This window comes from Azospirillum endophyticum (genome assembly GCF_016595245.1).
GTDB lineage: Bacteria > Pseudomonadota > Alphaproteobacteria > Azospirillales > Azospirillaceae > Azospirillum > Azospirillum endophyticum.
In genome coordinates, this window is record NZ_JAENHM010000088.1 from 110677 (window position 1) to 122326 (window position 11650).

The window sequence follows — 11650 nt, forward strand, 5'->3', positions numbered from 1 at the left end:
GGCCGGGAGAGGGCAATCAGGAGCCCCCCCCGCCATGAAACTCTTCGAATGCCAGAACTGCCACCAGCCTCTCTATTTCGAGAACACGCTGTGCGAGCGCTGCGGGCACCGGCTCGGCTATCTGCCCGATGCGGGGACCCTGTCGGCGATCGATCCGACCGACCATGACGGCGTGTGGAGCGCGCTCGCCACCACCGAGCCGCTCTACAAGTTCTGTGCGAATGCCGAGCTGGACGCCTGCAACTGGATGCTGCCGGCCGATTCGGCCGACACCCACTGCGCCGCTTGCCGGCACAACCACATCATTCCCGACCTGTCCGACACCGACAACCTGACGCGCTGGCGCAAGCTGGAACTGGCGAAGCACCACCTGTTCTACACGCTGACCAACCTGAAGCTGCCGTTGCAGACCCGGATGGAGAACCCTGAGGAAGGGCTGGCCTTCGACTTCCTGTCCGACACGGTGGGCTCCGACGGCACGGTGACGCCGGTGCTGACCGGCCATGCCAACGGCCTGATCACCATCAACGTCGCCGAGGCCGATGACGCCGAACGCGAGAAGCGCCGCACCGAGATGGGCGAGCCCTACCGCACGCTGCTCGGCCATTTCCGGCACGAGAGCGGCCATTACATCTGGGATCGGCTGGTGCGCGACGATCCGGCGTTGCTGGAGCGCTTCCGCGCCCTGTTCGGCGACGAGCGGCAGGATTACGGCGAAGCGCTGAAACGCCATTACGCCAACGGCGCGCCGCCCGACTGGCAAGCCAACTTCGTCAGCACCTACGCCACCGCCCACGCTTGGGAGGATTTCGCCGAGACCTGGGCCCATTACCTCCACATCGTCGACACGCTGGAAACCGCCCGTGCCTTCGGGCTGAGGATCCGCCCGCGCATCACCGAGGGGGCGGAGCTGGAGGCGGAGGTCGATTTCAATCCCCACAAGGCCAGGCGGATCGAGGATCTGATCGAGCCGTGGCTGCCGCTGACCTACGCGGTGAACAGCCTGAACCGCAGCATGGGCCAGCCCGACCTCTACCCGTTCATCCTGTCGGCGTCGGTGATCGAGAAGCTGGGTTTCATGAACGGGCTGGTGCGGGGGTTGGAGGGGCGTTAGCCGCCGACCATGGTCCGCATCCAGCGCACCGACCGGTTGCGGCCGTCGCGCTTGGCCTTGTAGAGCGCCGCGTCGGCATGGCGCATCACCGTCGCCATGTCCCTGTCGTCCTCCGGCCAGGAGGCGATGCCGATCGAGCAGCCGACCCTTATCTTCTCGCCGTTGAACGATACCGGCTCGTTGACCGCGGCGATGATGCGGGTGGCCAGCTCGTCGGTGTCGGGGGCCGGGCGGCCGGCGCGGCGGGGGAGCACGGCGGCGAATTCGTCGCCGCCCAGCCGGGCGACGACGTCATCGTCGCGGAAGATGCTGGCGAGCCGGCCGCCGATCTGGCGCAGCACGGCATCGCCGGCATCGTGGCCCAGCCTGTCGTTCACCGGCTTGAACCCGTCCAGGTCGATGTACATCACCATTGCCGATCCGCCGCCGGCGCCGGTGGATGCCTCGACATACTGCTCGAAATAGCGCCGGTTCGGCAGCGCGGTCAGCCGGTCCTCGTAAGCGATGTCCTCCAGCCGCATCAGCGCCGCGTCCTTGTTGGTCAGGCCGTCGACCATCTCCCGCAGCGCGACCGAAAGCCGGCGGATCTCCGCGGCCCCGCCGACGTCGGGGATCGCCGCGCCGGGTCCGCCCTTGCCGATCCGCTCGGCGGCGTCGGCGATGGCGCCGAGCGGGCGGGCGATCCGCCCGGCGGCGAACCAGCCGATCACGCTGAACAGCAAGGCCAGCAGGGTGCCGGACCCGATGATCGTCATCCGCAGCCGGTTGGTCTCGGCGAAGACGACGTCCGCCGGCTGCCGGGCGACGACGGTCCAGCCCAGCCCGGCATAATCGTGCAGCCCCTTGCCGTGGGCCACCCCGGTCACATAGGTGATGCCGTCGGGCCAGACCTCGCTGCTCCAGCCGTCGCGCAGCTTGCCGGACAGGGTCGGTACCGGCAGGGGCTTCCCCACGGCCGATTCGGGACCGATCAGCACCGTGCCGTCGGCCGACAGGATAAACAGCGTCAGGCCTTTGCGGTCAGCCAATGGTTCGGTCAGCTGCCGGATCGAGATATGGGCCCATTCCCAGCTGTAATGGGCGGCCAGCACGCCGACCGTGCTGCCGTCCGCCTTCTGCAGCGGCGCGGACACGTCGACGAACTTGGGTGTTTCCCCCTGCAAATACGGCACCTTGCCCTTCAGGGCCACGGCCTGGTGCACGTCGCCGACGAACAGGCCCTTCATGCCTTCCTGATGCACCGGACGGCTGGAGATGTCGGCTCCCAGGAGAAGCCCGTTGGAGGCGGCGACCACCCGGCCTCCGGCATTCGTCATGCCGATCCAGGCGATGGTGGGATCGCGGCGCTTCAACTCGTCGATCGTCGATTGCGCCACCGTCGGGTCCTTCAGCGCATCGATCCGCGACAGCGCGGCGATCTGGTTGGCGCGGGCCCACATGGTCAGATCGAGCTGCCGGACCAGCGATTGCGCCAGCCCGGTCATCGAGTTGCCGATTTCCTTGGCCAGCGCGTCGGCGGCGCCGTTGCCGACCACCAGCCCCTTCACCAGGGTAGACCCGAGCACCAGCACGGCGACGGTCACCGCCACCATGACGCGCAGGCCGATGGCCCGGCTCCGGACACGACCCGGGAAAAAACCGCCCTTGGCGCTGCGGTGTGCGGCAGCGCTGCCGTTCGGCTGTCCAGGGGACGTCATGGCGGCAAGATCCTTTCGGACGGCTTCGTCAGATCCGGCGGGGGCAGATCGATCCGGTTGGAGACGGTCATTGCGGGAACCGTATCATCCCAGCCCTTTATAAAGGGTCAACCGGAACTTAATCGATGCGCTGTGATCGGGATGAGCGCGCAAGGCCTCTGCCGGGACGCGGTAGCGCACCCCGACGGGCGTCAACCAAAAAAGTTTGCTGGGCTGACTTTCAGCATATTGCGGAAAAAGGAAAAGGCCGCTAGCAATACAGCTGCGGCCCGAGTTTAGGGAGGAAACGCCTGAAAGGCGATCGAAACAACAAATAATGCTGCGTCGCCGAAAATCCAGCCCGTTGCGGCTGGATTTTTCGTTTCCCCCGCAAGAATCTTCCCCGCATTCCGTGTTGCCCTGACGGAAGAAGGATTCCCCGGACGGTTGGTTGCGCTATCATGTCGGCCCAACGAACCATATGATCGGGAAGATTCGTCATCATGAAACGGCGTGCGTTCCTCACCAGCGCCGGCGTCGGCATTGCCGCCGCCGGGACCGTCGCGGCTCCGGCCATCGCCCAGACCTCCCAGCCCGAAATCAAGTGGCGCATGGCGTCGAGCTATCCCAAGAGCCTCGACACCATCTATGGCGCGGCAGAGTTCATCGCCAAGCGGGTGTCCGACGCCACCGACGGCAAGTTCCAGATCCGCACCTTCGCGGCGGGCGAGATCGTTCCGGCGCTGCAGGTGCTGGACGCGGTGCAGAACGGCACGGTCGAGTGCGGCCAGTCGGCGGCCTATTTCTACGTCGGCAAGGACCCGACCTTCTGCTTCGACACCGCCATGCCCTTCGGCCTGAACACGCGCCAGCACATCGCCTGGATGATGCATGGCGGCGGGCTGGAACTGATGCGGGAGGTGTTCAAGGATTACAACATCCACCATATCCCGGCCGGCAACACCGGCGCCCAGATGGGCGGCTGGTTCCGCAAGGAGATCAAGAGCCTGGATGATCTGAAGGGCCTGAAGATGCGCATCGGCGGTCTGGTCGGCCAGATCCTGACGCCCTTCGGGCTGGTCCCGCAGCAGCTCGGCGGCGGCGACATCTACCCGGCCCTGGAGCGCGGCACCATCGACGCGGCGGAGTTCGTCGGCCCCTATGACGACGAGAAGCTGGGCTTCCAGAAGGTCGCCAAATACTACTACTACCCCGGCTGGTGGGAAGGGTCGGCCCAGATCCCGTTGATGTTCAACATGCAGGCCTGGGACTCTCTGCCGAAATCCTACCAGACCATCCTGGAGCAGGCCTGCTGGGAAGCCAACAGCTGGATGATCGCCAAGTACGACACGCTGAACGCCGCAGCGCTGAAGCGGCTGGTCGGCGCCGGCGCCGTGCTGCGCCCCTTCCCGCGCGACATGATGCAGGCCTGCGAGAAGGCGGCATTCGAATTCTACGAGAAGCTCGCCGCCGGCAACCCGCGCTTCAAGAAGGTCTATGACGGCTGGAAGCCCTTCCTGGAGCAGGAACGGCTGTGGTTCCGCGTCGCCGAGAACGGCTTCGACAGCTTCGTCTACAGCCAAGCGGCGCAGCAGCGCTGAGTCCCCTGTGCGGGGCGGATCGCCTGCGGCGATTCGCCCCGGCCGTCGTCGACAGATGTCGATTTCCGTCGCTCCGTCTGTCCGTTATCGTGATCATCGGTCTTCTCAATCGCACGCGGATGGAGCACACTGCCGGTCGGAGCGTGGGCATCGCCTTCGCATTTGCACAAAAAATCGGCAGACTGTTGAATTGATCAAGTCATAGTCATTCCTCTTGTCTATTTTCTTAAACGCATGGTACCGTCGGGGCCAGAATGACGGACCGGGGTGGCGTACCCGGATCCAGTCGCCTGTGACGGGAGCGGACGGATGGACGGCGGGATGATCGCGACGACAGATACCCTGGTGCGCTTCTCCGGGGTGCAGAAGACCTACGATGGCGAGCATCTCGTGGTGAAGAGCCTCGATCTCGACATCCGCAAGGGCGAATTCCTGACGCTGCTGGGGCCGTCGGGGTCGGGCAAGACCACCACGCTGATGATGCTGGCCGGGTTCGAGGTGCCGACGCAGGGCGACATCTTCATCGGCGACCGGCCGATCAAGAACACGCCGCCGCACAAGCGCGACATCGGCATGGTCTTCCAGAACTACGCCCTGTTCCCCCACCTGACGATCGAGGAAAACGTCGCCTTCCCGCTGTCGGTGCGCGGCATTTCCAAGGCGGAAATCAAGGAGCGGGTGGCGGCGGCGCTCGACATGATCAAGCTCGGCACCCTCGCCGGCCGTCGTCCCGGCCAGCTGTCCGGCGGCCAGCAGCAGCGCGTGGCGCTCGCCCGCGCCCTGGTCTTCAATCCGGCCCTGGTGCTGATGGACGAGCCGCTGGGTGCGCTCGACAAGCGCCTGCGCGAGCATATGCAGCTGGAGATCAAGCGCCTGCACGAGACGATGGGCCTGACCGTCGTCTATGTCACCCACGACCAGGGGGAGGCGCTGACGATGTCCGACCGCATCGCGGTCTTCAACGACGGCATCGTCCAGCAGATCGACCGGCCGGATGCGCTGTACGAGCGGCCGGTGAACAGCTTCGTCGCCAACTTCATCGGCGAGAACAATGTTCTGACCGGGGTTGTCGAAAATATCGAACAGGGCTGGGCGCGGGTCGCGCTGGACGCCGGCGGTTCGGTGGTGGCGCAGGCGGTCAACATCGGCGGCGCCGGCAACCGCACCTCGCTGTCGCTCCGCCCGGAGCGCGTGGCGATCGAGACCGGCGACAGCGGCGACACGGCCGTCAACCGCCTGCCGGCGACGCTGACCGACCTGATCTATCTCGGCGACCACACGCTGGCGGTGCTGAACACGCCGGCCAATCCGGAATTCATGGTCAAGCTGCCGGCCGGCTCCTATGCCGGCCTGGCGCCGGGCCAGGACGTTTACATCGCTTTCCGCCCGGAGGATTGCCGGGCGCTCGATCCGGTCTGAGGATCCGCTTCCTCACGGCCAGGGTGCCTTCCAGAAATAACGACCACGACGAATAAGGACGGGGATTATGTCGAAGAAAAAGGTGGCTCTCGGTTTCGTCGCGACTTTCACCGCCCTCACGGCCCTGGCATCGGCCGCGAGCGCCCGCGACCTCACCGTCGTGTCGTGGGGCGGCGCCTATCAGGACGTCCAGAAGAAGGTGTATTTCGGTCCGTTCAAGGAGAGCGGCACGCCGATGAACGACGAATCCTGGGATGGCGGCGTCGGCGTCCTGCGCGCCAAGGTCCAGGGCGGTGCCTCCACCTGGGACGTCGTGCAGGTCGAGAGCGAGGAGCTGGCGCTCGGCTGCGACGAGGGCCTGTACGAGAAGATGAACTTCTCCAAGATCGGCGGCGAGGACAGCTACCTGCCGTCCACCGTCAACGCCTGCGGCGTCGGCGCCATCGTCTATGACTTCGTCCTCGGTTATGACAAGGACAAGCTGAAGGACGCGCCGAAGAGCTGGGCCGATTTCTTCGACACCAAGAAGATCCCGGGCAAGCGCGGTCTGCGCCAGGGCGCCAAGACCACGCTGGAGATCGCGCTGATGGCCGACGGCGTCGCCCCGGCCGACGTCTACAAGGTTCTGGGCACCGAGGCCGGCATCGACCGCGCCTTCAAGAAGCTCGACACCATCAAGAACGACATCGTCTGGTGGAAGGCCGGCGCCCAGCCGCCGCAGCTGCTGGCGTCCGGCGAAGTGGCGATGACGTCGGTCTACAACGGCCGCATCGACGCCGCCAACAAGAACGAGAAGAAGAATTTCGGCATGGTGTGGAACGGCGCGCTCTACACCGTCGACAGCTGGGTCATCCTGAAGGGCAGCCCGAACGTCGATGCCGCCTACAAGTTCCTGAACTTCGTCGGCAAGCCGGAGAACCAGGCCAAGCTGTCCGAAGGCATCGCCTACGGCACGTCGAACAAGAAGGCCCCGTCGCTGCTGCAGAAGGCGGTCCTGGCCGACCTGCCGACCGCGCCGGACAACATGAAGAACGCGATCGAGATCAACACCGACTTCTGGCTGGAGAACATCGACCGCCTGACCGAACGCTTCAACAAGTGGGCGGCGAAGTAAGCGTTAGCTTTACGTAACGGCACTCTTCCCCCTCTCCCCCCCGGGGAGAGGGTCGGGGTGAGGGGGATGCACAGCGGCAGGCATCGGGTCGAACGGTGCTTCTCCATTATATTTTCCGGCGGATCACTGCCCGCCCTGCGGTGACCGGACGCCATGCGTCCCCCTCACCCTAACCCTCTCCCCGGGGGGAGAGGGGATGGTCCCGGATTTCGGGGTTTCTTGCGCCCGCGTTTTTCCAACAGGACAATGCCGATGACAGCCGCCTTCGTTGCCGGCGCCGACGTGCCGTTGAAGCGTCGATTGAAACGGGCCGAGCGGACCCGGCAGTTCCGTGCGCTGGGGCTGGTGCTGCCGCTGCTGGCCTTCCTGCTGTTCACCTTCGTCGTGCCGCTCGCCGGCATGATCTGGAAGTCGGTGGACGACTGGGAGGTGCCGCAGGTGATGCCGCAGACCGTGGCGGCCCTGGGGCATTGGAACGGCCAGGGGTTGCCCGACGAGGCCGCCTTCGCCGCGCTCGCCGCCGACATCCGCACCGCGCGCGAGGCCGGAACCCTGGCCGTCGCCGCCAAGCGGCTGAACTATGTCGTCAACGGCTTTCGCACGACGCTGCTGTCGACCGGCCGCAAGCTGAAGGAGCAGCCCGCTCCCGGCACCGCGAAGGATACGATGATCGAAATCGCCCCGGCCTGGGGCGAGCGCGAAAGCTGGACGGCGATCAAGAGCGCCAGCGGCCCGGTCACCAGCTATTACCTGCTGGCCGCGGTCGACCTGACCCGCAACCCGGACGGCGCCATCGTCCAGTCGCCGGCGGACCAGGCGATCTATCGCGACGTCTTCATCCGCACCTTCACCATCGGCTTCGGCGTCACGGCACTGTGCCTGCTGCTGGGCTTCCCTGTGGCCTATCTGCTGGCGAACCTGCCGACCGGCCGGTCGAACCTGCTGATGATCTTCGTGCTGCTGCCCTTCTGGACCTCGCTGCTGGTGCGCACCTGCGCCTGGATCGTGATCCTGCAGAGCGAGGGCATCGTCAACGGCTCGCTGCAATGGCTGGGCGTGATCGACGAGCCGCTGCGGCTGATCTACAACCGGTTCGGCGTCTACATGGCGATGACCCATGTGCTGCTGCCCTTCATGATCCTGCCGCTCTACAGCGTCATGCGCGGCATTTCGCCGGCCTACATGCGGGCCGCCGCCTCGCTCGGCGCGCCGCCGGCGACCGCCTTCCTGCGCATCTACCTGCCGCAGACCATCCCGGGGATCGGCGCCGGCTGCCTGCTCGTCTTCATCCTGGCCATCGGCTACTACATCACGCCGGCGCTGGTCGGCGGGGCCGCCGACCAGATGATTTCGTCCTTCATCGCCTTCTACACCACGGAAACGGTCAACTGGGGCCTCGCCTCGGCATTGGGTGCGGTGCTGCTGCTCTCCACCGTGGTGCTGGCGCTGCTTTACGGCAAGCTGGCGCTCGGCCGCCAGACGACGGGAGGTCTGAAGAATTGAGCGCGAACCAATCCCCCCAGACCGCCAGCCAGCGCGCCGCCTGGATCGCGACGGTGGTCGCCTCCACCCTGGTGTTCATCTTCCTGATGGCGCCGATCCTGGCGATCGTGCCGCTCTCTTTCAGCTCCAGCACCTACCTGACCTATCCGCTGCCGGGCCTGTCGCTGCGCTGGTACGAGGATTTCCTCGGCTCGGCGCGCTGGATGAACTCGCTGAAGAACAGCGTCATCATCGGCGTGGCCTCGGCCATGCTGTCGATGGTGCTGGGCACGCTGGCCTCGCTGGGGCTGGCCCAGTGGAAGAGCAAGTGGAAGCCGCTGGTGCTGGCCGTCGTGCTGTCGCCGATGGTGGTGCCGGTCGTCATCACCGCGGTCGGCGTCTATTTCTTCTTCGCGCCGCTGGGGCTGACCGGCAACTATCTCGGTCTGATCCTGGTCCATACCGCGCTGGCGACGCCCTTCGTCGTCATCACCGTGTCGGCGACCCTGCAGAGCTTCGACATGACGCTGGCGCGCGCCGCCGCCTCGCTGGGGGCGCCGCCGCTGCTGACCTTCCGCAAGGTGATCCTGCCGCTGATCCTCCCGGGTCTGGCGTCCGGCGCGCTGTTCGCCTTCGCCACCAGCTTCGACGAGGTGGTGACGGTGCTGTTCCTCGCAGGTCCCGAGCAGCGTACGCTGCCTAGAGAAATGTTCAGCGGCATCCGCGAGAACATCAGCCCGACCATCACCGCGGTGGCGGTGGTGCTGACGGTGATCTCGGTCTGCATGCTGTCGACGCTGGAAATCCTGCGCCGGCGCAACGAGCGGCTGAAGGGGAATGCGGAGTAGGGGAGGCGTTACCCCCCACCCCAACCCTCCCCCGCTGGGCGGGGGAGGGGGCAGGTGCTGATGCGGGAGAGTGGCGGCAGTCCCTCCCCCGCGAGAGCGGGGGAGGTTAGGTGGGGGGCTAACTCAGCAAGGTCACAGATACGGCGGCGTGCAGGCGCTGATCACCTCGCACTCCACCTCGCCGATGTTGCGGAACCGGTGGCTGATGCGGCTGTCGAAGAAATAGGCGTCGCCGGGGCCGAGCAGCTGCTTGCGGTCGCCCACGGTCAGTTCGATCTGGCCCCTGATGACGATGCCGCCTTCCTCGCCCTCGTGCTGGAGCATGGTGCGGCCGGTGTCGGCGCCGGGAGCATAGCGTTCGTGGAGGATTTGCAGGTTGCGGCTGCGCAGGTCGCCGACCTGCCGGAACGAAACCTGGCCGACGGTGCCCTTCAGCTCGCCGGCCAGTTCGATCAGCTCGTCGCCCTTGAAGAAGATCTGCTCGGGCGGCGGCAGGTCGTCGGAGGAAAAGAATTCGGCCAAGGTCATCGGGATGCCCTGAAGCACCTTGCGTAGCGACGACACCGACGGGCTGCTGCGGTTCTGCTCGATCAGGGAGATCGTGCCGTTGGTCACTCCGGCCAGCTGGGCGAGCGCCCGCTGCGACAGCCCATGCTGTTCGCGGATCTGCTTCAACCTGGCGCCGACGTCGAATTCCATCACCGGACTCCTGCTCCGCTTCCATTAAGGCAATAGCCCATCCGCGCAACCCCGTCATCAGAATATGAACAGTTAAACAGGGGTTGTTTAATTTATTAAACATGGTAGGCTTCTGTCCAAGGTCCAGGCCCCCGCACAGGAAACCCTTGAACTGCAAGGATGTTTCCGCCGGGCGCGGCCGGCCGGTTCCATATTCCTTCATCCAGGGCGGATCGAACATGCTGTCGCTGAACGACCAGGGCCTTCTCCGAACCAAGGGCTACGTGAACGGTGCGTGGCGCGCGGCCGATTCCGGGAAGAGCTTCCCGGTCACCAACCCGGCCACCGGCGCCGTCATCGCCGAAGTGTCCGACATGGGCGCCGCCGAAACGCGCGAGGCGATCGACGCCGCCAACGCCGCCCTGCCGGGCTGGAAGGCCAAGACCGCCAAGGAGCGCGCGGCCATCATGCGCCGCTGGTACGACCTGATCCTCGCCGCGCAGGAGGATCTGGCCCAGCTGATGACCGCCGAGCAGGGCAAGCCGCTGACCGAATCGCGCGGCGAGGTCGTCTACGGCGCCTCCTTCATCGAGTGGTTCGCGGAGGAGGGCAAGCGCGCCTACGGCGACGTCATCCCGTCCTTCGCCGCCAACAAGCGCATCGTCGTGCTGAAGGAGGCCATCGGCGTCGTCGCGGCGATCACGCCGTGGAACTTCCCGAACGCCATGATCACCCGCAAGGTGGCTCCGGCGCTGGCCGCCGGCTGCACCGTGGTGGTCAAGCCGGCCGAGGACACCCCGCTGTCGGCGCTGGCGCTGGCCGAGCTGGCCGAGCGCGCCGGTTTCCCGGCCGGTGTCTTCAACATCGTCATGGGCAGCGAGCCGGCCGCCATCGGCAACGAGCTGACCCACAGCCCGATCGTCCGGAAGGTCAGCTTCACCGGCTCGACCGAGGTCGGCAAGCTGCTGATGCGGCAGGCCGCCAGCACGGTCAAGAAGGTGTCGCTGGAGCTCGGCGGCAACGCCCCCTTCATCGTCTTCGACGACGCCGACCTCGACGAGGCGGTCAAGGGCGCCATGGCGTCGAAGTACCGCAATGCCGGCCAGACCTGCGTCTGCGCCAACCGCCTGCTGGTCCAGGCCGGCGTCTATGACGCCTTCGCCGCCAAGCTGGGCGAGGCGGTCAAGGCGCTGAAGGTCGGCGACGGCACCGAGGCTGGCGTCACCCAGGGCCCGCTGATCAATGCCGATGCGGTCGCCAAGGTGGAAGAGCTGATGGGCGATGCGCTGGAGAAGGGCGCCAAGATCGCTCTCGGCGGCAAGCGCCACGCGCTGGGCGGCACCTTCTTCGAGCCGACCATCCTGACCGGCATCACCACCGAGATGCGGGTCGCCCGCGAGGAGATCTTCGGCCCGGTCGCCCCGCTGTTCAAGTTCGAGACGGAAGAGGACGCCATCCGCATGGCGAACGACACCGAGTTCGGGCTCGCCGCCTATTTCTACAGCCGCGACATCGGCCGCGTCTGGCGCGTGGCGGAAAAGCTGGAATACGGCATCGTCGGCATCAACGAGGGCATCATCTCGACCGAGGTGGCTCCCTTCGGCGGCGTCAAGGAGTCCGGCATCGGCCGCGAAGGCTCCAAATACGGCCTCGATGATTTCATGGAAGTCAAATACCTCTGCGTCGGCCTCGGCGCCTGACCCTCGTCAAAGGAAATC

The 11650-nt window shown here is 66.1% G+C and carries 9 protein-coding genes; 7 read left to right on the forward strand and 2 right to left on the reverse strand.

What is annotated here, in order from left to right:
- The first annotated feature begins 34 nt into the window (after window positions 1–34).
- Window positions 35–1114, forward strand: a complete 1080-nt coding sequence (locus JHL17_RS35015) for a zinc-binding metallopeptidase family protein (RefSeq protein WP_200199272.1) — start codon at window positions 35–37, stop codon at window positions 1112–1114.
- On the opposite strand, the gene JHL17_RS35020 is transcribed toward JHL17_RS35015, so the two are convergent.
- Window positions 1111–2811 (reverse strand): sensor domain-containing diguanylate cyclase, encoded by a 1701-nt coding sequence (locus JHL17_RS35020; RefSeq protein ID WP_200199273.1) that lies wholly within the window; start codon window positions 2809–2811, stop codon window positions 1111–1113. The two genes, JHL17_RS35015 and JHL17_RS35020, sit on opposite strands and share 4 nt — an antisense overlap.
- A 482-nt stretch (window positions 2812–3293) precedes the next feature.
- Between JHL17_RS35020 and JHL17_RS35025 the strand changes: the two genes are divergently transcribed.
- The 5 genes from JHL17_RS35025 (at window position 3294) to JHL17_RS35045 (ending at window position 9254) form a co-directional block, all read left to right on the forward strand.
- A complete protein-coding gene (locus tag JHL17_RS35025; protein ID WP_200199274.1) occupies window positions 3294–4391 on the forward strand; it encodes a TRAP transporter substrate-binding protein in 1098 nt (365 codons plus the stop codon).
- Window positions 4392–4700: 309 nt separating this feature from the next.
- Window positions 4701–5810, forward strand: a complete 1110-nt coding sequence (locus JHL17_RS35030; RefSeq protein WP_200199275.1) for an ABC transporter ATP-binding protein — start codon at window positions 4701–4703, stop codon at window positions 5808–5810.
- Between the two features lie 67 nt (window positions 5811–5877).
- Complete coding sequence (locus JHL17_RS35035) at window positions 5878–6924, forward strand: ABC transporter substrate-binding protein (RefSeq protein ID WP_200199276.1); 1047 nt, start codon at window positions 5878–5880, stop codon at window positions 6922–6924.
- Between the two features lie 252 nt (window positions 6925–7176).
- A complete protein-coding gene (locus JHL17_RS35040) occupies window positions 7177–8427 on the forward strand; it encodes an ABC transporter permease (RefSeq protein ID WP_200199277.1) in 1251 nt (416 codons plus the stop codon).
- On the forward strand, window positions 8424–9254 hold the full coding sequence (locus tag JHL17_RS35045) for an ABC transporter permease (RefSeq protein WP_200199278.1): 831 nt from the start codon (window positions 8424–8426) through the stop codon (window positions 9252–9254). The genes JHL17_RS35040 and JHL17_RS35045 overlap by 4 nt, the downstream gene beginning before the upstream one ends.
- Before the next feature lie 132 nt (window positions 9255–9386).
- On the opposite strand, the gene JHL17_RS35050 is transcribed toward JHL17_RS35045, so the two are convergent.
- Window positions 9387–9953 (reverse strand): cupin domain-containing protein, encoded by a 567-nt coding sequence (locus JHL17_RS35050; RefSeq protein ID WP_200199279.1) that lies wholly within the window; start codon window positions 9951–9953, stop codon window positions 9387–9389.
- 218 nt (window positions 9954–10171) lie between these two features.
- Between JHL17_RS35050 and JHL17_RS35055 the strand changes: the two genes are divergently transcribed.
- Complete coding sequence (locus JHL17_RS35055) at window positions 10172–11632, forward strand: NAD-dependent succinate-semialdehyde dehydrogenase (protein ID WP_200199280.1); 1461 nt, start codon at window positions 10172–10174, stop codon at window positions 11630–11632.
- The last annotated feature ends 18 nt before the right edge of the window (window positions 11633–11650 follow it).